Source organism: Qipengyuania algicola, assembly GCF_042492175.1.
GTDB lineage: Bacteria > Pseudomonadota > Alphaproteobacteria > Sphingomonadales > Sphingomonadaceae > CAJXSN01.
The window spans coordinates 1,063,089-1,085,606 of sequence record NZ_CP170453.1; the positions used below are offsets into that span (position 1 = coordinate 1,063,089).

Annotated in this window: 23 protein-coding genes; 8 read left to right on the forward strand and 15 right to left on the reverse strand. The window is 63.3% G+C overall.

The window, feature by feature from the left end; translation table 11 throughout:
• Window positions 1–74 precede the first annotated feature (74 nt).
• Window positions 75–638: a hypothetical protein gene (locus ACFCW2_RS05065; protein ID WP_379548541.1), complete on the forward strand. Its 564-nt coding sequence runs from the start codon at window positions 75–77 to the stop codon at window positions 636–638.
• 33 nt (window positions 639–671) lie between these two features.
• Here ACFCW2_RS05065 and ACFCW2_RS05070 read toward each other — a convergent pair whose 3' ends face one another.
• From ACFCW2_RS05070 to xseA, 3 genes are read right to left on the reverse strand one after another with little or no spacing between them, the layout of a single operon-like run.
• Window positions 672–1,586 (reverse strand): M23 family metallopeptidase, encoded by a 915-nt coding sequence (locus ACFCW2_RS05070; RefSeq protein WP_379548927.1) that lies wholly within the window; start codon window positions 1,584–1,586, stop codon window positions 672–674.
• Entirely contained in the window at window positions 1,586–1,789 is a 204-nt protein-coding gene (locus tag ACFCW2_RS05075) for a DUF2093 domain-containing protein (protein WP_379548542.1), read from the reverse strand. Before ACFCW2_RS05075 ends, ACFCW2_RS05070 begins: the two co-directional genes overlap by 1 nt.
• A 24-nt stretch (window positions 1,790–1,813) precedes the next feature.
• Window positions 1,814–3,295 carry an exodeoxyribonuclease VII large subunit gene (gene xseA, locus ACFCW2_RS05080; protein WP_379548543.1) on the reverse strand — a complete coding sequence of 494 codons (1,482 nt, stop codon included), beginning with the start codon at window positions 3,293–3,295 and terminating at the stop codon, window positions 1,814–1,816.
• Between xseA and purD the strand changes: the two genes are divergently transcribed.
• Window positions 3,294–4,565 (forward strand): phosphoribosylamine--glycine ligase, encoded by a 1,272-nt coding sequence (purD, locus tag ACFCW2_RS05085; RefSeq protein ID WP_379548544.1) that lies wholly within the window; start codon window positions 3,294–3,296, stop codon window positions 4,563–4,565. The two genes, xseA and purD, sit on opposite strands and share 2 nt — an antisense overlap.
• A gap of 122 nt (window positions 4,566–4,687) precedes the next feature.
• Here the strand turns inward: purD and ACFCW2_RS05090 are convergent, their stop codons facing one another.
• On the reverse strand, window positions 4,688–5,683 hold the full coding sequence (locus ACFCW2_RS05090; RefSeq protein ID WP_379548545.1) for an adenosine kinase: 996 nt from the start codon (window positions 5,681–5,683) through the stop codon (window positions 4,688–4,690).
• A 148-nt stretch (window positions 5,684–5,831) separates the two neighbouring features.
• Here ACFCW2_RS05090 and ACFCW2_RS05095 point away from each other — a divergent pair, with 148 nt between their 5' ends.
• From ACFCW2_RS05095 to ACFCW2_RS05105, 3 genes are all read left to right on the forward strand, one after another.
• Window positions 5,832–6,524 carry an EI24 domain-containing protein gene (locus ACFCW2_RS05095; protein ID WP_379548546.1) on the forward strand — a complete coding sequence of 231 codons (693 nt, stop codon included), beginning with the start codon at window positions 5,832–5,834 and terminating at the stop codon, window positions 6,522–6,524.
• Window positions 6,524–6,973 (forward strand): hypothetical protein, encoded by a 450-nt coding sequence (locus ACFCW2_RS05100; protein ID WP_379548547.1) that lies wholly within the window; start codon window positions 6,524–6,526, stop codon window positions 6,971–6,973. Before ACFCW2_RS05095 ends, ACFCW2_RS05100 begins: the two co-directional genes overlap by 1 nt.
• 82 nt (window positions 6,974–7,055) lie before the next feature.
• Entirely contained in the window at window positions 7,056–8,003 is a 948-nt protein-coding gene (locus tag ACFCW2_RS05105) for a hypothetical protein (RefSeq protein WP_379548548.1), read from the forward strand.
• Between the two features lie 51 nt (window positions 8,004–8,054).
• Here ACFCW2_RS05105 and ACFCW2_RS05110 read toward each other — a convergent pair whose 3' ends face one another.
• From ACFCW2_RS05110 to ACFCW2_RS05160, 11 genes are all read right to left on the reverse strand, one after another.
• The gene (locus tag ACFCW2_RS05110) at window positions 8,055–8,411 is read right to left on the reverse strand and encodes a HesB/IscA family protein (RefSeq protein WP_379548549.1); all 357 of its coding nucleotides are present in this window, start codon (window positions 8,409–8,411) and stop codon (window positions 8,055–8,057) included.
• Entirely contained in the window at window positions 8,411–8,932 is a 522-nt protein-coding gene (locus ACFCW2_RS05115; RefSeq protein ID WP_379548550.1) for an SUF system Fe-S cluster assembly protein, read from the reverse strand. Before ACFCW2_RS05115 ends, ACFCW2_RS05110 begins: the two co-directional genes overlap by 1 nt.
• Window positions 8,933–8,943: 11 nt before the next feature.
• Complete coding sequence (locus ACFCW2_RS05120) at window positions 8,944–10,185, reverse strand: SufS family cysteine desulfurase (protein ID WP_379548551.1); 1,242 nt, start codon at window positions 10,183–10,185, stop codon at window positions 8,944–8,946.
• On the reverse strand, window positions 10,182–10,940 hold the full coding sequence (locus ACFCW2_RS05125) for a SufD family Fe-S cluster assembly protein (RefSeq protein ID WP_379548552.1): 759 nt from the start codon (window positions 10,938–10,940) through the stop codon (window positions 10,182–10,184). The genes ACFCW2_RS05120 and ACFCW2_RS05125 overlap by 4 nt, the downstream gene beginning before the upstream one ends.
• Window positions 10,933–11,694: a Fe-S cluster assembly ATPase SufC gene (sufC, locus tag ACFCW2_RS05130; RefSeq protein ID WP_379548928.1), complete on the reverse strand. Its 762-nt coding sequence runs from the start codon at window positions 11,692–11,694 to the stop codon at window positions 10,933–10,935. Before sufC ends, ACFCW2_RS05125 begins: the two co-directional genes overlap by 8 nt.
• Window positions 11,695–11,821: 127 nt before the next feature.
• Window positions 11,822–12,373: an endonuclease domain-containing protein gene (locus ACFCW2_RS05135; protein ID WP_379548553.1), complete on the reverse strand. Its 552-nt coding sequence runs from the start codon at window positions 12,371–12,373 to the stop codon at window positions 11,822–11,824.
• The gene (locus tag ACFCW2_RS05140) at window positions 12,370–12,606 is read right to left on the reverse strand and encodes a hypothetical protein (RefSeq protein WP_379548554.1); all 237 of its coding nucleotides are present in this window, start codon (window positions 12,604–12,606) and stop codon (window positions 12,370–12,372) included. The genes ACFCW2_RS05135 and ACFCW2_RS05140 overlap by 4 nt, the downstream gene beginning before the upstream one ends.
• Complete coding sequence (gene sufB / locus ACFCW2_RS05145) at window positions 12,603–14,114, reverse strand: Fe-S cluster assembly protein SufB (RefSeq protein ID WP_379548555.1); 1,512 nt, start codon at window positions 14,112–14,114, stop codon at window positions 12,603–12,605. Before sufB ends, ACFCW2_RS05140 begins: the two co-directional genes overlap by 4 nt.
• Window positions 14,111–14,560: an SUF system Fe-S cluster assembly regulator gene (locus tag ACFCW2_RS05150; protein ID WP_379548556.1), complete on the reverse strand. Its 450-nt coding sequence runs from the start codon at window positions 14,558–14,560 to the stop codon at window positions 14,111–14,113. The genes sufB and ACFCW2_RS05150 overlap by 4 nt, the downstream gene beginning before the upstream one ends.
• Window positions 14,561–14,672: 112 nt before the next feature.
• Entirely contained in the window at window positions 14,673–15,575 is a 903-nt protein-coding gene (locus tag ACFCW2_RS05155) for a helix-turn-helix domain-containing protein (RefSeq protein ID WP_379548557.1), read from the reverse strand.
• 23 nt (window positions 15,576–15,598) lie between these two features.
• On the reverse strand, window positions 15,599–17,446 hold the full coding sequence (locus ACFCW2_RS05160; protein ID WP_379548558.1) for a DUF885 domain-containing protein: 1,848 nt from the start codon (window positions 17,444–17,446) through the stop codon (window positions 15,599–15,601).
• A gap of 323 nt (window positions 17,447–17,769) precedes the next feature.
• Here ACFCW2_RS05160 and ACFCW2_RS05165 point away from each other — a divergent pair, with 323 nt between their 5' ends.
• The 3 genes from ACFCW2_RS05165 (at window position 17,770) to ACFCW2_RS05175 (ending at window position 22,504) form a co-directional block, all read left to right on the forward strand.
• Window positions 17,770–18,813 (forward strand): quinone-dependent dihydroorotate dehydrogenase, encoded by a 1,044-nt coding sequence (locus tag ACFCW2_RS05165; protein ID WP_379548559.1) that lies wholly within the window; start codon window positions 17,770–17,772, stop codon window positions 18,811–18,813.
• A gap of 10 nt (window positions 18,814–18,823) precedes the next feature.
• Window positions 18,824–20,587, forward strand: a complete 1,764-nt coding sequence (ggt, locus tag ACFCW2_RS05170; RefSeq protein ID WP_379548560.1) for a gamma-glutamyltransferase — start codon at window positions 18,824–18,826, stop codon at window positions 20,585–20,587.
• 87 nt (window positions 20,588–20,674) lie between these two features.
• Complete coding sequence (locus ACFCW2_RS05175) at window positions 20,675–22,504, forward strand: AMP-dependent synthetase/ligase (protein WP_379548561.1); 1,830 nt, start codon at window positions 20,675–20,677, stop codon at window positions 22,502–22,504.
• The last annotated feature ends 14 nt before the right edge of the window (window positions 22,505–22,518 follow it).

Consider the following 22,518-nt stretch of genomic DNA (forward strand, 5'->3'; position numbering starts at 1 on the left):
CCGCGCGCGACCATACACTTGTCATGCAGACACAGAGGGCTAGTATCGCCGCTCTTCAGCCAAACGAGGTTCTCATGTCCGCCCGCATCCTGTCTCGCCTACCGTCACGCTTTGCCCGCGTAACCTGCCTTCCCGCCGCTTTTGCTCTTGGCATCGCTGCGCCCGCTTTGGCGCAGGACGACGAGGATGGGCCGGATACTCCTGAAGCGGTGCAGAAACTGTATGATTGCCGCGCTGTCGCCGATCCGATGGAGCGGCTGGCCTGCTATGACGCGCAGGTCGCGGTAATCGAGGCGGGCGAGGAATCGGAAGAGCTGGTCTTTGCCGACAAGGGCCAGATCCGCGAAGCACGGCGTGGCCTGTTCGGCCTGTCACTCCCGCGTATTCGCCTGTTCGACGGCGGTGAGGAGGACGAGTTCAGCGAAATCACCACCACCATCACCCGCGCGACGCGGCGCGGCGACGGCAGCTGGTTTTTCGAAATGGAAGACGGCGCAAGCTGGGTCCAGAACGACACTTTCCGGATCTACAGCGACATCAAGCCGGGCACCGAGGTCACGATCAAAAAGGGCGCGCTGAGCAGCTATTCGGCGAAGATCGGCAATAAGCGGGCCATCAAGGTGAAGCGCGTTCAGTAAGGCGCGCTTCCCCGCATCGGGGCCCTGCCAGGCCTAGGGCATCGGGCCGGTAAACAGCAGCGGATCGAGCCGCGCGTCGTGCCATTTCAGGCTCCAGTGCAGATGCGGCCCGGTGGCGCGGCCCGATGCACCGACATCGCCGATATGCTGGCCCTGCTTCACGGCTTGCCCTTCCTCGACCACAATCCGTGACGCATGCAGAAACGCGCTGTTCAGCCCTGCGCCGTGATCGATGATGATCAGATTGCCTTCCAGGCTGAAGCCATTGCGGGCCAGCACCACCACGCCATCCGCCGGGGCGACAAATGGCACGCCATTGCCGGGTGCGATGTCGATGCCGGAGTGATAGCTGCCCGGTTCGCCGCGATAGATTCGCTGGCGGCCGAAACGGCCCGAAATCCGCCCGGTGACCGGCCATACGAAGTCCTGGATCCAACCCATCGCGCCCGTTTCTTTCGCGCGCGCGCCTTGAATCGCGTTCCACTCCGGCTCGCGCTTCTTCCACCAAGCTTCGCTGGTGCCGCCACCGCGCTTGGCGACATTGACGCGCTCGATCTGCCAGCTGCGCGGGCTGACCGTAACGGGTGTGCTGACCTGCCCGCCGTCGGCCATGACCGTGTGGAGGAAGACTTGCGCGCCCTCGTCACGGTCGAACGCGGCGAAGAAGTTACCATTCTCGTCGATCTCCAGCGGGGTATCGCCCAGCCGCGCCGAAACGGTATTCATGGGGACAGTGCCGCGGACAAACCCGCCCTGCGTCAATTCGCCCTGAAGGCCGATGATCTGGGGTGTCTGCACCGCTGCCGCAGTCGGAGCGGCAAGCGTTTCAGGCATAGGCTGCGCCGTTTCGGCGCTGGCGATTGCCTCGTCTTCCGCATTGGCAGCGTTGCAAGCCGCCAGCAGAGCCACAGCCGACGCTGCGGACACGGCGGAGGAAAGAAGGCGCATCATTCGGCCTCCAGCAGACGTTTCGTGGCGATCTCGCACGACGCATAGGCTTCCTGATGCTCGGCGCTCCAATAGCGCAAATCTTCGAGCGCAATCAGTTCGCCGCTGACCGCGCAGGCGACATGGCGTCCGGCTTTCAACACGCGGAAAGAGCTGGCTTCGTAGCGGAGTGTGGCGAGCTGGTCGCCGGAGGACATCAACATGGCAGTGCCTTTAGCAATCGGTTTTCAATCGAACAAACCCTGCTGCGCGTCGCTGACTGCAGGCGGTTTGCGTTTGGCCTTGGTCTTGCGCTGAGGGCGCGGCGCATGAGCAGGCGGTGTATTCCCAGTCCCTACAGCAAGAACCCCGTCTGCAAACTGAATGGACAGCGCCTCCGCCGCCTCGGCCTGCGCCTTGCGCGGCAGCAATTTGCCCTCGCCGTCATGCACCAGCGCATAGCCGCGCCGCAGCGGAGCTTCGTAATCATAGGTCGCCAGCAGGCGGCTCATGCCCTCCAGCCGCTCGGTACTGCGCTGCAACTGCGCCTCGAGCGGGCGGCTGGTGAAGCGCACTGCCGACAGAGCGCGGCCTGCGTCCTCCAGCTTTCGGTCGAGCAAACGGCGGGTAAACCGCGCCTGCACCTGGCCCAAATTTTCCCGACCCTTGCCAGCACGGTCTTTCAGGCCCCGCCTGAGCCTCTCGGTCAGATCATCCAGCCTTTGCGCCTGCGGTTGAAGCAATGCGTCTAGGGTGGGCATGCGCTGTACGCGCGCCTCCAGCCGCTCCCGCCCCAGAGCAACCGGCCGCAAGACACTTCGCTGCTGCCGCGCCCCGAAATCGCTGAGCGTTGCGGCGAGTTCAGCCCGCACCGGCACCGCCATCTCTGCGGCGGCCGTGGGAGTAGGTGCCCGGCGGTCGGCGGCATAGTCGGCCAGCGTGGTATCGGTTTCGTGGCCCACCGCGCTGATCACGGGGATCGGCGATTCGGCGATGGCGCGGACCACCTGTTCTTCGTTGAAGCTCCACAAATCCTCGATCGAGCCGCCGCCGCGCGCGACTATCAGCAGATCGGGCCGCGCGATGGGACCACCTTTTGCGATTGCGCCAAAGCCGCGAATGGCCGCCGTCACCTGATCGGCCGCGCTTGGCCCCTGCACCAGAACCGGCCAGACGACGACATGGGTGGGGAACCGGTCAGCCAGACGGTGCAGGATATCACGGATCACCGCTCCGGTCGGCGAAGTCACCACGCCGATGGTGCGCGGCAGAAAAGGTAGCGCCCGCTTCCTCTCGCGGGCAAACAGCCCCTCCGCCTCCAGCCGCAGACGGGTTTTCTCCAGCAAAGCCAGCAGCGCGCCCTCGCCCGCCAGCTCCATCCGGTCCATCACGATCTGGTATTTGCTGCGCCCGGGATAGGTCGTCAGCTTGCCGCTGGCGATCACTTCCAGCCCGTCCTCCGGCTGGAACGGCAACCGCCCGGCATTGCCGCGCCACATGACGCCGTCAATCACCGCCTTTTCATCCTTCAGGCTGCAATAGAGATGCCCCGAAGCCGCCCGCTTCACACCTGACAACTCACCGCGCAGCCGGACGAAACCGAACTGCTCCTCCACCGTGCGTTTGAGGCGCGCCGACAATTCGGACACGCCCACAGGCTCGGCGTTGTCGCCGGTGCGACCCTTCGCTACGAGACCCGAATTGTCATCACTGTCGTAAGGTTGGGCCATGAATATCCTGCTGATCGGTTCGGGCGGGCGCGAGCATGCGCTGGCGTGGAAGCTGGCGCAATCCCCGTCCTGCACCAAACTGTTCGCCGCGCCCGGCAATCCGGGCATTGCGCAAGAAGCGGAGCTGATCGATCTGAACGCGGGCGACCACGCCGCCGTGGTCGGGTTCTGCTCGGCACACAATGTCGAGCTGGTTGTCATCGGGCCGGAAGCGCCTCTGGTCGCCGGACTGGGCAATGATTTGCGCGCGGCAGGCATCGCGGTCTTCGGCCCCGACAAGACCCCTGCCCAGCTGGAGGGGTCCAAGGGCTTTACCAAGGATTTGTGCGCTCGCGCCGATATCCCCACCGGAGGCTATGTCCGCACTGCCACGCTCGCTGACGCGACAGCCGCGCTGGATAACTTCACTGCGCCTTTCGTGCTCAAGGCCGATGGTCTGGCGGCGGGCAAGGGCGTGGTGATTGCCCCGACGCGCGAAGAGGCCGAGGCCGCGCTTGCCGATATGTTTGGCGGGCAATTTGGCGAAGCGGGCGCAGAGGTAGTGATCGAGGAATTTCTGGACGGGGAAGAGGCGAGCTTCTTCGCTTTGACCGATGGCAAGACGGTCCTCCCCTTCGGTACAGCGCAGGATCACAAGCGCGTGGGCGAAGGGGACACCGGGCCGAACACCGGCGGAATGGGCGCCTACTCCCCCGCGCCGGTGCTGACAGAAGAATTGCAGGCCTGCGTGATGCGCGACATTGTCCAGCCCACGGTCGACACACTGCGTGAAGAGGGCACGCCCTATTCCGGTGTGCTCTATGCCGGGCTGATGCTGACCGCTGGAGGTCCCAAACTGATCGAATACAATGCGCGCTTCGGCGATCCGGAATGCCAAGTCCTGATGATGCGGCTGGAGGAAGATCTTGCCGCGCTGATGCTCGCTTGCGCGGGCGGGACGCTGGGCGAATGGAGCGAAGCGAAGTTCTCCGACCAAACGGCGCTGACCGTCGTGATGGCCGCCAAAGGCTATCCCGGCACCCCGGAAAAGGGCGGCGTGATCGATCTGGGATCAGCCGAAGCGGATGGCGCGAAAGTCTTTCATGCAGGGACGAGACTGGATGGCGACCAGCTCGTCGCCAATGGCGGCCGCGTGCTCAACGTCACGGCGATGGGCGGGAGTGCGACCGGGGCAAAGGACGCAGCATATCAGGCCGTGGATGCCATCTCGTTCGAGAGCGGCTTCTGCAGGAGGGATATTGGCTGGCGCGAAGTTGAGCGGGAGACATAGGGGAAGACTTCCCCGAGCGCCGTCAAGCATCTCGTCACCCCCGCGAATGCGGGGGCCTAGGGCAGATTGGCTCAAGGTCACTCTTGGTCCCCGCTTTCGCGGGGATGACGGAGGGCGGGCTCCTACCCCGATTTCTCCGTCATCAGAGCCTGCATGTCGACTTCGGGGCGCGGGCCGATGTGGCTGATGACTTCGGCGGCGGCGATCGCGCCGCGTTTCAGGCAGGTTTCGAGCGGCAGGCCCTTGACATGGCCTGACAGGAAACCGGCGGCGAACTGGTCCCCTGCGCCGGTGGTATCGACCACCTTGGCGACCGGCTCGGCCGCTACTTCGGCGCGCTCTTCGTCAGCGATGGCGACCGCGCCATGCTCGCCTTTGGTTGCCACCAGCACGGGGACCTTCCCGGACAGGGACGCCAGTCCGTCTTCGAAATCGTCCTTGCCGGTCAGCGTCGCGAGCTCGCTTTCATTGACGAACAGGATGTCGATCACGCCATCCTCTATCATCGCGCGGAAATCATCACCGTGCCGGTCGATCACGAAGCTTTCGCTCGCGGTGAAAGCCACTTTGCGCCCAGCACCGCGGGCCACGTCGATGGCGCGGCGCATCGCCTTGCGCGGCTCTTCCGGATCCCACAGATAGCCTTCGAGATAGAGGATAGCCCCGTCCGCGATTACGCTTTCGTCCAGTGCGCTGGCCGGCAGGAACTGGCCTGCGCCCAGAAAGGTGTTCATCGTGCGCTCGCCATCTGGCGACACGAAAATCAGGCAGCGGCCCGTGGGCGGATCGTCCTGCCGGGCGGGCGTATCGAAAGCGATACCGGCCGACCGGATATCATGCGCGAAGACTTGCCCGAACTGGTCGTCCGCGACCTGCCCGATAAAGGCGCATTTGGTGCCGAGACTTGCCAGACCTGCCAGCGTGTTGGCCGCGCTGCCACCCGACTTCTCGGTCGCCGGGCCCATCGCTTCGTAAAGCTTGTCTGCGCCATCCGCATCGACCAGCGACATGCCTCCGCGCGCGAGCCCCAATTCCTCGATCACCGCATCTTCGCAGGGCGCGAGGATATCGACAATGGCGTTGCCGATGGCGACAACGTCGTATTTCGGATTGGTCATGGGGGCGGTCTTCCGGTTGTTTGTGCGGGGAGTAAATATGAGCGCCTGCCCCTAGCGGGCGGGGCTCTGTTCGCCAAGTCTCAGCGGTCTAACATGTATGGCTACCAGCAATTGACATTAGACGCGGCGCCCACGATGCGCTGCCTGCATGGTGTCGCTTCCAGCCTCCCTCGCCCGCGCCGCGCGGCAATTGGCCGATCCCGCCATTGTGCGGGTTCTGGTGAAGAGCATGGTCGCAACGCTGGGGGTGTTTGCCGCGTTGGGCGTGGCTCTTTACGCCGTGCTTCACCTGTTGCTGGCAGAAGCAGGATGGGCCCCGGTCAACGGTGCAATGGTCGTGCTGACGCTGGCCGCGACCATCCTGCTGGGATGGCTGCTGTTCCGCATCGTGGCGCTTGCGGTGATCCAGTTCTTCGCGGAGGACATCATCCGCGCGGTCGAGGCGCGGTACTATCCCGGCGCGGCGCACACCGCGCGCACGCTTACCTTTCGCGAAAGCCTGAAGGACGGGGCCCGCGCAGGCCTGCGGGCGCTGGGTGTCAATCTGCTGATCCTGCCGGTCGCGCTCGCCCTGCTGTTCACCGGCATCGGCACCGTGGCGCTGTTCTGGGCGGTTAATGCGTGGCTGCTGGGCCGCGATCTGCAAGAGCTGGCATGGGCGCGGCACCGCCATGACCGGACCGAGCCTGCGCCAATCGGCGGCGGAACGCGCTTCCTGCTCGGCGGAGCGATTGCAGCCCTGTTCACAGTGCCTTTCCTAAACCTGCTGGCCCCTGTAATCGGGGCCGCCGCCGCCACCCATCTGGTGCAATCGGGCAGGACCGGGAGAAACGAAGCATAATGCGCACACTCATTGCCCTTTCCCTGATGCCTTTCGCCGCTGCCTGCGCGACGACTGTCCCGCCCGGCCAGACAGGCACAGCAAGTGCGCCCACGGCCCAGCCGGGCAATCCCACACCCCGCGTCAGCGTGCCGGTGCCGAGCACACGGCCCACAGCGCCAGTGGGCGCGTTCATTCCGCCCCGGGTGATGAATGTGCCCGGTCTGGAGGGCGTAATCGGCCAGTCCGCTGCAGGCTTGCAGGCGCAATTCGGCCCGCCGCGGCTCGACGTGGTGGAAGGCGATGTGCGCAAATTGCAATTTGCCGGCGAGCCCTGTGTGCTCGACGTCTACCTCTATCCCGCACGGCCCGGAGCGGAGCCCACCGCCACCTATGTCGATGCGCGGCGCAGTTCCGATGCGCTGGACGTGGACCGCGCCGCGTGCGTCCGGGCGCTGAAGGGCATCTGAGCCTCGGGGGTAACACCGAATTAACGATGTTCTGCGAAGGCTGTGGGGAAACAGAACCACAGGTCTTGGGGACCCCCTTCGCATGAATATGCAATTTTCAGAGCTTGCCCGCGCCGTTGCCGCCGATCGCCATGTGTCGCCGGAGGAAATCCTCTCGCTGCGCCGTCTGGGTTGGGGCGACGGGCTTATTACCCGCGAAGAGGCCGAAGCGATCTTTGCCATCAATCACCAGATTGACGATCCCGACCGCGAATGGGTCGATTTCTTTGTCGAAGCGCTGACCGAATTCGTTCTCAACGGCACCGAGCCCAAGCATATGTGCGATGCCGAAGAGGCCGATTGGCTAATCGCCCAGCTGGACGCCGATGGCCAGTTGGAAACGATGGCCGAACTGGAACTGATGGTCCGCGTGGTCGAACGCGCGCAGAACGTTCCCGAAGCGCTCAAAACCTATACGCTGCACCAGATTCAGGAAGCTGTGCTGAGCGGCACTGGCCCGACCCGCTGCGGCGGAGAGCTGTCCGCCACCCATATCAGCACCGCTGAATGCCGCCTGCTGCGCCGGGTGATCTTCGCCAGCGGAGGCTACGGCCCCGCCGCTGTCACCCGCCACGATGCGGAGATGCTGTTCCGGATCAAGGACGCGACGCTGGGCAACGCGAACGCGCTGGAATGGGGTCCGCTGTTTGTGGACGGGATCGCCAATTATCTGAAAGGCTTTGGCTTCAAGAACGCCCAGATCAGCCATGGGCGGATGAAGGAGTTGGAAGCCTTCATGAATGACAATCGCGCGAATGTCGGCCGCTTCATGGGCGCGATGGTTCGCGAAATGCCGCAGGCGCAGAACCATTTCGGAAAAATCTTCGGGCGCAAACAGGGTTCAGGCTCGCCCGATTACACCGCTCAGGCGGCCTCCGGCGAACTGGTCACCGGCGACGAAAAGGCCTGGCTCGACAACATGATCGAAGCCGATGGCGAACTGGATGTGCTCGAGCGCGAATTGCTCGACCGGCTGAAATCGGAAGACTGATACGAAGGTCTGGCCGAACCGGAAACGGGCTTCCGCCCCCGGCAACCCGACCTAGACCATAAAGCTTTCGCCGCAGCCGCACGCGCCTTTGGCGTTCGGGTTTTCGAACACGAAGCCCGCGGTGAAATCGTCCTCCACCCAGTCCATCGTGCTGCCGATCAGATACAGCACGCTGGCGCTGTCGATGTAGAAAGTGCCGCCCGGCGTTTCGATCTTTTCGTCGAAGGCCACTTCCTCGGTCACGTAGTCCACCGAGTAGGCGAGGCCCGAGCAGCCGCGCCGCGGGGTCGACAATTTCACACCGATGGCATCATCGGGCGCTTTGGCCATCAGCTCGGCAACCCGCGCCTCTGCCGCCTTGGTCAGGATAACTGCCGCAGGACGTTCGCGAAGAGTAGAGCCAGTCATCACAGCATCCCCAATTCAAGCCGCGCTTCGTCGGTCATCTTGTCGGGGCCCCATGGCGGATCCCACACCAGATTGACTTCCGCATCGCGCACGCCGGGCACGCTCGCCGCGCGCAGTTCAACCTCGCCGGGCATGGTTTCGGCGACCGGGCAATGCGGCGTGGTCAGCGTCATGGTGACGGTCACATCGCTCTCGTCATCCACCTCGACACCGTAAATCAGGCCCAGATCGTAGATATTGACCGGAATTTCCGGATCGTAAATTTCCTTCAACGCGGAGACGACCGCCTCCTGCAATTCACCGCCCGCTCCGCCGGGGCCTGCCTGCTTGGGCTTTTTCTGCAGGAACCCTTCGAGATAATCGCGCTTGCGCTCCATCGTCTCCTTGGGCGTTTCCACCGCGTCCTCAACCACGTCTTCCACTCTGGCGCGCGGCGGCTTGGGCGGCGCCTGCGTCAGGACCTGCTCGTTGGGCGCGGGCGCTGCCACGAAATCCTTCTTGTCCGGGCTTTCTTCGGTCATCTTCTCGTATCCTAGCCGAAAATCTTCTGGGTTCGCTCGATACCGCGCAGCAGTGCTTCGATATCGCTCTCGTCGCTGTACAGGCCGAAACTGGCCCGCGCGGTGGCCGGCACGCCGTAGTGATCCATCAGCGGCTGGCAGCAATGGTGCCCCGCCCGGATCGCGACATTCTCTTCATCCAATATGGTGCCCAGATCGTGCGGGTGAACCCCCTCCATCAGGAAGGAGACGATCCCCGCGCTTGTGTCCGGGCCGAACAGGCGGATCGAATTGAGGCGCGACAATTCCTCGCGCGTTTTCGCTGCCAGCGCCGCTTCGTGCGCAAACAGGCCTTCCATGCCCGCTTCGCCCGCGACTTTTTCGACATAGTCAATCGCGGCGTGCAGCGCGATGGCTTCGGTAATCATCGGCGTGCCGGCTTCGAAGCGCTGCGGCGGCGGAGCATAGGTTGTTTTCTCGAAGGTCACGCGGTCGATCATCGCGCCGCCCCCCTGCCATGGCGGCATCGCGTCCAGCAGCTCCTCGCGCGCCCACAGCACGCCGATGCCCGTCGGTCCGTAGAGCTTGTGGGCGGAAAAGACAAAGAAATCGCAATCCAGCTCGTGCATCGCCAGCCGCATACGCGGCGCGCTCTGGCACCCGTCGAGCAGCAGCTTCGCGCCGACCGCATGGGCAGCCTTCGCCGCACGCTTCGCAGCCAGAATCGAGCCGAGCACATTCGAGACATGCGCCAACGCGACCATCTTGTGTGCTGGCGTGAGGTTCGCCTCGAGCCAGTCGAGATCGATCAGGCCGTCTTCGGTGAGCGGACAGATATCGATCTCCGCACCGGTGCGCTGCGCCACCATTTGCCAGGGCACGATATTGGAATGATGCTCCAGCTGGCTGAGCATGATCCGGTCGCCCGCCTTGAGGTTCGCCCCTCCCCAGCTGTTCGCGACCAAATTGATCCCCTCGGTCGCGCCGCGCACGAAGACGATCTCGTTTTCCGATTGCGCGCCGATAAAGCCCGCAACGCGCCGCCGCGCGGCCTCGTAAGCCTGCGTCATCGCAGCGGAACGGCCATAGACGCCGCGGTGCACCGTGGCGTAATCGCGGCCCAGCGCACCGGTCATCGCATCGATCACAGCCTGCGGCTTCTGTGCCGTCGCGCCCGTATCGAGATAGTGCCAGCGATCGTCGTCCGCCGTCAGCAGGCCAGGGAAATCACCGCGCACATCGAGTTTCGGGGCAAGAGTTTGCGTGTCCGTCAAAGATGCGCCTCCAGCTTGGCCAGAGCGACATCCATCAGGCGCTCGCGCTCCGCATCGTCATCCAGCGCCACCAGAGCGTCACCCAGAAACGCCTGCACCAGCAAGCGCCGGACGGTTTCGGGCGGAAGTCCGCGCGCCGCCATGTAATACCGCGCGGTTTCATCCAGCTGACCCACAGTGGCACCGTGCGCACACTTCACATCGTCGGCGAAGATCTCGAGCTGGGGCACAGCATTCACGCTTGCGCCTTTCTCCAGCAGCAGGCCTTTGAAGTCCTGCGCTGCATCGGTCTTCTGGGCGTGACGCACCACGTCGATCCGGCCGAGGAAATTGCCTGTGCCCTTGCCCCAGTGGACACTGCGCACAGTTTGGTTGCTGGTCGCCTCGGGCTCTGCATGGGTCAGGTGGCTGACAAATTCGCGCGTCGTCTCGGACCCGCCGAGAGTGATGCCGCCCATCTCGAAATGCGCGCCGCGCTCCAGATGCACGACTGTCTCCACACGGCCCAATTGCGCCGCCGCAATCACGCCGAACACTTCGCAAGTCGCACCCTCGCCAACTTTGATCCGCAAGCGGCGCAGCTGCGTGCCGTCACCCTCTGCGATGGTCACGATTTCGCGGTGCGTGCCACCTGCGGGCACCGCGATATCCTGCCAGTCCTCGAACGTGCCAAGGTCAAGCGCGGCCAGCGCATCGGTGTCCGAATAGCGCCACGCCTCGTCACGCCGTGTCGGGAGGGTTGCTGCCTCAGGCATTGGCATTCTCTGGAGCCATCACCGCGTCATAGCCCTCTTCCTCCAGCCGCAGCGCGAGGTCGGGGCCGCCCGTCTGAACGATGCGCCCGGCGGCCAAAATGCTGACCTTGTCGGGCTTCACCACGTCGAGCAGGCGCTGGTAGTGGGTGATGAGCAGCACGCCCTTTGCGGGATCGCGCATGATCGCATTGATCCCCTCGCCCACGACGCGCAGAGCATCAATGTCGAGGCCGCTATCGGTTTCATCGAGCACCGCGAATTTGGGATCGAGGATGCCCATCTGGACCATCTCGGCGCGCTTCTTCTCGCCGCCGGAAAAGCCGACATTCACGTTCCGCTTGAGCATTTCCATATCCATGCCCAGCAGACCGGCTTTCTCTTTCGCCAGCTTCAGGAACTCGCCGCCGGTCAGCGCTTCCTCGCCCCGACCTGCGCGCTGGGCGTTCAGGGATTCGCGCAGGAATTGGACGTTGGAGACACCGGGGATCTCGACCGGATACTGGAAGCCGAGGAACAGCCCGGCCGAGGCCCGCTCATGCGGCTCCAGATCAAGCAGATCCTGCCCCATAAACTCGACACTGCCGCCGGTCACTTCATAACCCGGACGCCCGCCCAGCACGTAGGACAGCGTGCTTTTGCCCGCGCCATTGGGGCCCATGATCGCATGTATTTCGCCCGCAGCAACTTCGAGGCTGAGGCCGTTGAGGATTTGCTTGTCCGCGACCGTGGCGGTGAGATTGTCGATTTTCAGCATTGGGTCACTCATCTAAAATTTGGCGTCACCCCGGGCTTGATCCGGGGTCCCGCTGCCTTCGAGCGCAGCGGAAGGAAAGCGGGGTCCCGGACGAGGTCCGGGATGGCGGGATTGGAGAAGGAGCGCGTCATCCGCGTCCTCCATCCCTGTTTCTCGGCGGACCATTGCCGTCTCGGTCGTAGCGCGGCTTGGTCTGGCGCGGGTTGCTGGCATTGTGCTCGCGGCGGGCCTGTTTCTTGTCGGCAATCCGCATGCGCATTCCGGCGGTGATGCGCTCGAGCACTGCGTCCATATTCTCGAGGATGTCCTCGGCCTTGATCCGCATCACGCGGATGCCGACGCTTTCGAGGCTCTTGTCGCGGCGCTTGGCCAGCACATCGCTCTGGTCCGGCTCGTCGATGCAAATCGCCATGCCGAGATTGTGGCAATTGAAATCGACAATCGCGCTGCCGACCACCGCATGGCGGGTGAAGGTGTAGCGGCCCAGATCGGCCCCGGTGAACTTCGCCGACAGCGCCTTGTGCGCAGGCGAGGAGTGCCGCCGCATCTCGCGCGCACGGTCATGCAGCGCGTCGAGCCGCTTGTCGGAAATTTCCCACCCGCGACCCTTCTTCTTGAGCGCGGGTGCTTCGCCGTCATCCGACGGCTCGCGGAGCTGAAGGGTTTTGCGGTCAGTCATTTCTTCGCAGTCTGCATAATTGCGGGATCGCTTCCGGCGCGAATGGCGGCTCGCCTCTCGATCATGCGCCTTGCGGCCAGAAACGAGAAAGCGCCGGCCACAGCGGCATTAAGCAGCGCCCTGCCCCAGCTACCTTCCATCGCCGACTCAAACGCGGACAAGGCCTGCCAAAGAGCGACCGCAATCATCGCCCAATGGAAGATGCCAAATCGGTCCGTGTATACAGTCTTCACCCCACACTCCCCTCGAGCGAGATTGCCAGCAGCTTCTGCGCTTCAACCGCAAACTCCATGGGCAGCTGCTTCATCACATCCTTGGCGAAGCCGTTGACTATCAGGGCCACGGCCTCTTCCTCGTCCAGCCCGCGCTGCTGTGCGTAGAACATCTGGTCGTCGCTGATCTTGCTGGTGGTGGCCTCGTGCTCGATCTGGGCGGTGGGGTTCTTTACCTCGATATAGGGCACCGTGTGCGCGCCCGACTGGTCGCCCAGCAGCAGGCTGTCGCACTGGGTGAAGTTGCGCACATTCTCCGCATTCGCGCCCACGCGGACGAGGCCGCGATAGGTGTTGTCGGAATGCCCCGCGCTGATGCCTTTGGAGATGATCGTGCTGCGCGTTCCGGACGCGTTGTGAATCATCTTCGTGCCGGTATCGGCCTGCTGGTAATTGTTCGTGACCGCGACCGAGTAGAACTCGCCCACGCTGTCTTCGCCATTGAGCACGCAGGACGGGTATTTCCACGTCACCGCACTGCCGGTTTCAACCTGCGTCCAGCTGATCTTCGACCGCGCGCCCTGACACAGGCCGCGCTTGGTCACGAAGTTGTAGATCCCGCCCTTGCCCTCGGCATCGCCGGGATACCAGTTCTGGACGGTGGAGTATTTGATCTCCGCATCTTCCATCGCGACCAGTTCGACCACGGCGGCGTGGAGCTGGTTCTCGTCGCGCATCGGCGCGGTGCAGCCTTCGAGATAGCTGACGTAAGAGCCCTTCTCGGCGACGATCAGCGTGCGTTCGAACTGCCCGGTATTCTCCGCATTGATGCGGAAATAGGTGCTGAGCTCCATCGGGCAACGCACGCCTTCGGGGATGTAGACGAAGGTGCCGTCGGAAAAGACCGCGCTGTTGAGCGTGGCGAAATAATTATCACGCTGCGGCACGACCTTGCCGAGCCATTGCTTCACCAGATCGGGATATTCGCGGATGGCTTCGGAGATCGAGCGGAATATCACGCCCGCGCGCATCAGTTCCTCACGGAAAGAGGTAGCGACGCTCACACTGTCGAACACCGCATCCACGGCGACTTTCTTCGCGCCCTTCACCCCGGCGAGAACTTCCTGCTCGCCCAGAGGGATGCCGAGTTTATCGTACACCCGCTTTATCTCGGGATCGAGATCGTCGAGCGAATCCAGCTCGATCTTCTTCGTTGGCGCGGCGTAGTAATAGGCGTCCTGATAATCGATCTTGGGATAGCCGAGCTTTGCCCAGTTCGGTTCCTCCATCGTCTGCCAAAGACGGAACGCCTTCAGGCGCCAGTCGAGCATCCATTCCGGCTCGTTCTTCTTGGCCGAAATGAAGCGGACCGTGTCTTCATTCAGACCCTTGGGCGCGAATTCCTGCTCGATGTCGGACGACCAGCCATGCTCATACTCGGCAGCCTTGGCCGCCGCGTCATGCGCGTCCTGATCCTGGAGTGGCTGATCGGGAGCCTGCTGATCCTGAAGGTCGAGATTGTCGCTCATGCCATTTCTTCCTGCGCCGTGGGGACGCTGATTGCTGATTGTTCTGCCGGACTGCTGATGAGGCGCGAAAGCGGGATATCCGCCAGCGCCCCGCGCAATGCGTTGTTGATGACCGGCCAGTGCGCCTTTACGCTGCAGCTGTGATCGACCGCGCAATCCGCCCCGTCGATGCACGCTGTCAGCGCAATCGGTCCTTCGACCGCCTCGACAATATCTGCCACCGAAATGGCCGCTGCCGGACGGGCGAGTTGCAAACCGCCCCCGCTGCCGCGCGTGGAATTGAGGAGGCCCGCCGCCGCCAGCTTGCTGACCACTTTCTGCACGGTCGGAGCAGGCAGACCGGTTTCCGCCGCCAGCTCAGCCGCAGACACACGGCTGAAGCCGCAATGCCGCGCCGCAGCGGACATTGTCACAACGGCATAATCTGCAAGGTTGCTTAATCTCATAATCGACGGCGCATTGCTAATCGGACCAATTCGTTCCGATTTCATCTATGGGCGCCGCGGGCCGGTTTCAACGCAAAACCGACTGTTGCGAGTCGTTAGCAATTACGGGGCGTTAGCCGTTGGCCGCCTCTGCCGAGATAAGCCCGGTGAACAGCGCGCCATTGCCATAGCCTTTGACGTCCAGCGTCCGCTCGGCCAGCGACCCGGTGCCATCTTCGGTAAAGCGCGACGGCGTGCGCCCGGTATATTTGCGCAGATCACGGATCAGATGCGCCTGATCGTAATAGGCGTCGAGAATCTCGGTCTCCAGCTCCTTGGGCAGATCGGGCGAGGTCAGATAGGTCGCCGCCCGGATCGCGCGATAGCGTTTGGCCAGTGTGACGGGCGGGCGCCCGAAATAGCGGTTGGACAGGCGCTGAACCGTGCGCGGTGACATAGCTAGCGTGTCCTGAAGGTCTTCCAGCGAAGGACTGAACGAGCCACCTAGCCATTCCAGCATATCGGCAATGAACCGGTCGTGGTCTGCCGGCAAAGGTCGCAAGGCCTCGGCCAGATGGTTGCCCAGAGAGCGCGCGACATAGGCGGTGTCGGCTGTGCCCTCACGCATGACATCGACCAATTCGTTGATCCGGGCAGCGGAGAAGGGTGAAAGCGCGCTGTCCACGGTCATGGGGCGATGGCTGGTCTCGTTCACCGGCAAGCCGGTGAGCGCAGCCCAGCCGCGCATATTAAGCGACACCCCGATCATGTCCGCCGGGCCATCAACGATGAACGGAACCGCCTCGTCGAGCTGGGTCACGAAGAACGGCCCGCTGATCGGCCCGTGCCGCCCATCGGGGAAATCCATGAAAACCCCGCCCTTGCTGAACAGCATCAGTTGCGGCGAGTAGGACGGCATGATGTCATGCAGCTTCCCCGCGCCCGATTTGAACGTGTAAAACGCGTTGGCATAGCCACGCAGCGCAGGGGGCATGGCAGCGAAACCGAATTCGAACGGAGGCTCTTTTTGGGCCACAGACTTGCTCTATGTGCTCCTGCTTACCCGGCCTTCACCGAAGCGACCCAGGCATCGACATTCTCTTCCATGATCGACAGGGGCACAGGGCCGCTGGTGAGAATGACGTCGTGGAACGCGCGAATGTCGAACCGGTCGCCCAGCTCTTCGCGTGCCTTTTCACGGACTTCCATGATCTTCAGCTTGCCGATCATATAGGCCGTCGCCTGCCCCGGATAGACGATGTAGCGCTCGATCGCCTTGCGGATATCGCCATCGGGATTGGGTGTGTTGACCGTCAGATATTCGATCGCTTCCTCGCGGGTCCAGCGTTTGTGGTGGAGCCCTGTGTCGACCACCAGCCGCGCAGCCCGCCACAGCTCCATGCCGAGCCGGCCGAAATCGGAATAGGGATCGGTGTAAAAGCCCATCTCCTTGGGCAATTCTTCGGAATAGAGCCCCCAGCCTTCGGTGTAGGCAGTCACTCCGCCAAACCGGCGGAAGGGCGGGAGATCACCCATTTCCGTCTGCAAGGCGCGTTGGAGATGGTGGCCGGGCGAACCTTCGTGATAGGCCAGCGCCTCCAGCTCGTTCTTCGACATGTCGCGCAGATTATAGAGGTTCACATAATAGGTGCCGGGCCGTGAGCCATCGGGCGCAGGGCTTTGGTAAAAGGCCTTGCCCGCGCTCTTTTCGCGGAAGGCCTCGACCGGCTTTATCACCATCGGGGCTTTGGGAAGCTTGCCGAAATATTCGGGGAGCCGGGCCTCCATCTTGCGCAACACAGCGTTGGCATCGGCGAGATAGTCTTCGCGCGTGGTGTAGAAGAACCGGTCATCATTGCGGGTGAACTGGAAGAAATCCTGCAAGCTTCCTTCAAAACCCACTTGCGCCATGATGGCTCGCATCTCGCCATGAATGCGCGCGACATTCTCCAGCCCCAGCGCGTGGATCTGGTCGGCCGTCAGGTCGGTGGTCGTGTAATTCGCCAGAAGCGCCTCGTAATAAGCCGCACCTTCGGGGAAGCGCCAGACACCGTCGTCGGTCGGCGCAATCGCCTGTTGCCGCTTCATTTCTGCCAGCAGCCCCTCATAAGCGGGCTGGGCCGAGGTTTCCCAGACAGCGACCGAATCCGCAATCAGACCGGACTTGGCCGCATCGTCGATCTCCAGCTTCCCGACTTTCTCCGCGAAATCGGCGAGAATTGCATTGTCGAGCCCTGCCGACAGGAGATTCTCCACGTCCGAGATGACGTAAGGGTAGACCCAGTCGGGCGGCATCACGCCATTCCCCGCTCGTTCGCGCGATTGCGAAACCAGCTCGCCGATACCCGGCCCGATCCCTTCGATCCGGCTGATATAGGCGCGCGCATCGCTGACATTGGTGATGCGGTGGATATTGATCAGAAAGGCGGGCAGCTGGCTCTGCGCGCCATTCATCTGGTCGAAAATATAGCCGTATTCGCGAAACGGGAACAGCGAGGCGCGCCGCTGCTCGACCGCCTCGAACAGGCGGTAGGACAGCGCATCCTGCTCCGGCAGAGCATCGACATCGAACTTGCCGCGCATCTGCTCTGCAGTGAATTGCAGCAGCTCGAAAGATTGCCGGTCGGCGGCCTCCGAAAAATCGCCCCACTCGCCGTAATCTTCATCGCGGATGCCGCGATAAGCCTTGGAAATGGGGGACAATTCCAGCGAGGCGGCGTCATAGGCCTCGAACAAAGCGCCGATATCCTCGGCCTCGGCAATCGCGCTGGCATCGACGCTTGCGGTTTGTTCCGGTGCCACGGGAGCGGCAACGGCAACGGCCTGCGCCTGCCCGTCGATGCCTTGCGTGGTGGCGCAGCCAGCCAATGCCACACTCGCCGCGCCTACTGCCCAGATCGCTTTCATCGCGCCCTCCTGTTTTCGTCGTTAGGGCGACTGATGCATCATGGCAGGCCGCGATGCCAGCCAGAAATCGTGACAATTGTGATCGGGAATGCCGGATGGCGGGCAAAAAAAGGGCGGCCCCGAGAGTGAACTCAGACGGGCCGCCCTAAAAGGAAAGAACTCTCGCATCGCTGCGTCAGAGCCCTTCGGGTCGCCTCAGCTTGCTAGTGATTCGCCCGCCGGAATGATTGTATGGAAACGACAATCCGGTTTTTGCCTTTACATTTTGTTCAAGAATGGGCCCGCTCGACAGTGCCACGCAGCTTCGTCATAGGCTGGCGGACATGCTGTTCGATCTTCTCCGCCCTGCGCTTTTCCAGCTGGACCCCGAAAAGGCCCACCGTCTCTCAATCGCAGCCCTGAGCAAAGCGCCGCTGCGCGCCCCGAACCGCGCAGACGAAGCGCTGGCGTGCAAAGTGGCCGGTATCCGCTTTCCCAATCCGCTGGGTGTGGCGGCCGGGTATGACAAGGATGCCGAGGTTCCCGACCAGCTGCTCGGCCTGGGTTTCGGCCATGTCGAAATCGGCTCGGTCACGCCCCGCCCGCAAGAGGGCAATCCGAAGCCGCGCCTGTTCCGGCTGGTGGAGGACAAGGCCGTCATCAACCGCATGGGCTTCAACAATGCGGGCGGCGAGGCCGTCGCCGCGAGGCTGAAAGCACGCGCAGGCAAGCCGGGAATCGTTGGTATCAATGTGGGCGCCAACAAGGATTCGCCGGACCGCATCGCCGATTATGCGGCCATGGCCCGCCTGATGGCGCCGCTGGGCGATTATCTGACAATCAATATCTCCAGCCCCAATACGCCGGGTCTGCGCGCATTGCAGGATGAAAGCGCGCTGACCGGATTGATCGACGCCGTGTTTGGTGCGCTCGATGAAGTGCCGGACGACAATGATCTGCCGGTTTTCCTCAAGGTCGCGCCCGATCTGGAGCCTGCCGATATCGACGCCATTGCCCGGATTGCGCTGGAATCGCGGCTGGCCGCGCTGGTGGTTTCCAACACCACTCTTGGCCGCGAGGGTCTGCAATCGGCACCGCGCAGCGAGGCGGGCGGCCTGTCGGGCGCGCCGCTGAAGGATCTGGCGCTGCAGCGGCTGCGCGATTTTCGCAGCGCGACCGGTGCAGGCATCCCGCTGATCGGGGTCGGCGGTATCGCCAGCGCGGACCATGCTTGGGAGCGGATCAGGGCAGGGGCCAGTCTGGTCCAGCTGTATAGCGCGATGGTCTATGCTGGTCCCGGGCTGGCCCGCACCATCACGCGCGGATTGAAGGGGCTGATGAAGCGCGACGGGTTCACCACCATTGCCGAGGCGGTCGGAACGCAATAGCGGTGAAGGCATGACTAAACGCGCCCCGCTCGCCGCCCTTATTGCACCCTTGGCTCTGGCAGCTTGCGCCACAGCGAGCCCTCCCGCCGAGCAGCCGAGGCCGGAATTGCTGCCCTCCCAGCCCCAGGTCGATGAGCCATCGCATAGCTTTGCCGGTGCAGTCGCCACCGCGGATTTTCGCGCGACGGCCGCGGGTGAGGAAATCCTCGCCGCCGGGGGCACGGCGACCGATGCCGCGATTGCCATCATGCTGGCGCTGACCGTGGTCGAACCGCAAAGCTCGGGCATTGGCGGCGGCGGATTTCTGGTGCGCGGGACACCGGACGGGCAGGTCACATCCTATGACGGACGCGAAAAAGCACCGTCTGCCGCAACGCCCGACTGGTTTCTGGACGCAGAAGGCGAGCCGCTTCCCCGCAAGGAAGCCACGATCAGCGGGCTGAGTGTCGGCGTGCCCGGCAATGTCGCGCTGGCCAAGCTGGCGCATGAGCGGCACGGAAAGCTCGACTGGGCGACGCTTGTCGCCCCCGCCATCCGGCTGGCGCGCGACGGATTCGTGGTCAATCCGCGCCTGGTGACGGTGCTGGAAGGGCGGCTTGACCGTGCAGGCTACGACCCGAAAGCCCGCGCAACTTTCTTCAACGCCGACGGCACGCCAAAACCCGTGGGCACCACTATCCGCCAGCCCGAATTGGCCGCCACTCTCGAAAAACTTGCCGCAGAAGGTCCGGACGCTTTCTACAGGGGAGATTTCGCCGCTGGGCTGGCCGCGCATGTCGCTGCCGATACGCCGCGCCCACAGGGCATGACAGCAGCCGATGTGGAAGCCTATGCCCCCGCCGTGCGCGAGCCGGTGTGTGGAACCTATCGCGGTTACAAGATTTGCGGGATGGGGCCGCCATCGTCGGGCGGCATCGCCGTGCTCCAGATTCTCAAACAGCTCGAACGCTTCGATCTGGCCGGCATGGGGCCGCGCTCCCTCACTGCGTGGCATCTGTTTCTGGAATCGCAGCGGCTCGCCTATACCGACCGCGAGCTCTACACAGGCGATGCCGATTTCGTGGACATCCCGGTGACAGGACTGGTGAACGATGCCTATCTCGCCAGCCGTTCACTGCTGCTCGATCCGGCCAGGCGCTCGGACGATTTCGTGCCGGGCAGTCCGCCCCGCGCTCCGCAGGCCCGCGCAGTGGGCGAGCATTATCCCGAAAGCGGCACCACACACTTCGTGACCATCGGGCCGGATGGCACCATGGTCAGCTACACTTCCACCATCGAAGGCGCGTTCGGATCGGGCCTGATGTATGGCGGATTCTACCTCAACAACGAGCTGACCGATTTCAGCACGCGGCCAGAGCGGGACGGCGTGCCGGTGGCCAACCGGGTCGAGGCAAACAAGCGCCCGCGCAGCTCCATGTCGCCCACAGTCGTCTACGATCCCGAAGGCAAGCCCTTCCTGGCGGTAGGCGCAGCCGGCGGACCGACCATCCCGATCCAGACAGCGCGCGCGATCATGGGCGTGATCGATTTCGGCCTGTCGCTGGACGAGGCTCTGGCACAGCCGATGATCATGGGCTTTGGCAGCCGCGTGATTGTAGAGGAAAACAGCTGGCTGCAGGAGGCCATCCCCCGGCTGAACGCGCTAGGCCACAGCGACATCGTGACCAGCGATTTCCTTTACCGGACCAACGGCGCACTGCGCACGGATGACGGGTGGAAAGCCGTGTATGATCCGCGGCTCGATTCCGTTCTCAGGCTCTCCGGCGCGGAATAGGCGAGCTTGTCGCTAGGGCACGGGGAGCCTAAGTGCAGCTTCGAGCGTTAACAAAGCGCCGTAAAATCCGGGACCGGGAGCAACAGCTTGCAGCTAAGTGATATCGAAGAGACGACCAGCCTCGTCGAACTGTTTCTCAAACGCGCCGATGCGGCGGGCGACAAGCCGTTTCTCGGCGCGAAGAACGATGGCCAATGGGTCACAAGCAGCTGGCGCGAAGTGGCGGACGAAGTCTGCATTCTGGCAGAAAACCTACGTAAGCTGGGCCTGACCGATGGCGACCGGGTCATGTTGGTGTCGGAAAACCGCCCTGAATGGTGCATCGCCGATCTGGCAATCATGGCTGCGGGCTGCATCACCGTCCCCGCCTACACCACCAATACCGAGCGCGATCACGTCCACATTCTGGACAATTCCGGCGCGCGCGCGGTCATTGTTTCCAACGAGAAGCTCTCAGCGCCATTGATCCCGGCGATTTTCCGCACCGGGATTGCCGAGCATATCATTCCGATTGACGGCGTCCGGTCCTATCAGGGCGGCAATCTGGGCTGCCATGAATGGAGCAGCATGGTGGAAGGCGATGCCGCCGCTGCGCGCGCCGCCGTTGACGAGCGCCTCAAAAGCTTCACCCGCGAAACCACCGCCTGCATCATCTACACCAGCGGCACCGGCGGAGCGCCGCGCGGGGTCAAGCAGCACCACGGCATGATCCTGTGCAATGTCATGGGCGCAGCCGAAATTCTGGTCAGCGATTTCGGACTGGACGAGGAAGAGCGCTTCCTTTCCTTCCTGCCTCTCAGCCATGCCTACGAGCATTCGGGCGGGCAATTCCTACCCATCGGGGTCGGCGCGCAAATCTATTATTCGGAAGGGCTGGAGAAGCTCGCCAGCAATATCGAAGAGACACGGCCCACCATCATGGTGGTCGTCCCACGCCTGTTCGAAGTGCTGCGCACCCGTATCATGAAGCAGGTCGCCAAGCAGGGCGGCGCGGCCAATTACATGATGGACCGCGCGCTGCAGATCGGGGAACGCAAGGCAGAGGGCAAACGCAAATTGCTCGACCGGCCGATGGATTTCATCCTCGAACGCACGCTGCGCCCGAAGATCCGCGACCGGTTCGGCGGGCGGATCAAGGCGATGGTTTCGGGCGGGGCCCCGCTCAATCCCGAAGTCGGCATCTTTTTCGAAGCGATGGGCCTGACCATGCTGCAGGGGTACGGCCAGACCGAAAGCGGCCCGGTGATCAGCTGCAACCGCCCCGCCGCCGGGATCGCGATGGACACCGTCGGCCCGCCGATGCGCGGCGTCGAAGTGAAAATCGCCGAGGATGGCGAGATTCTCTGCCGCGGCGAGCTGGTGATGCACGGCTATTGGCAAAATGATACCGAGACCAACCGGACGCTGATTGCCGATCCGAAGGATCCCGATGGCACGCCATGGCTCCACACCGGCGATATCGGTCACATCGACGAGGCCGGACGGATCAAGATCACCGACCGCAAGAAAGACATGATCGTCAACGACAAGGGCGACAATGTCGCGCCGCAGAAGATCGAGGGGATGCTGACGCTGCAACCCGAAATCGGGCAGGCGATGGTGAGCGGGGACAAGCGCCCCTATGTGGTGGGTCTGATCGTGCCCGACGCGGAATGGCAGCTGGAATGGTGCCGGGCGCAGGGCAAGAAGTTCGATTGCAGCGAAGTGCAGGCTCTACCGGAGTTCAAGACCGCCGTGCGCGCCGCAGTGGACCGGGTGAACAAGGAATTGTCGGTCACCGAAAAAGTGCGCCAGTTCGCCTTCGCCGACGAACCGTTCTCGGTCGAGAACGAGGAAATGACGCCGAGCATGAAAATCCGCCGCCACAAAATCCGCGAGCGGTATCAGGAGCGGCTGGACGGGCTGTACCGGAGTTAACCTGGATTTGGGAG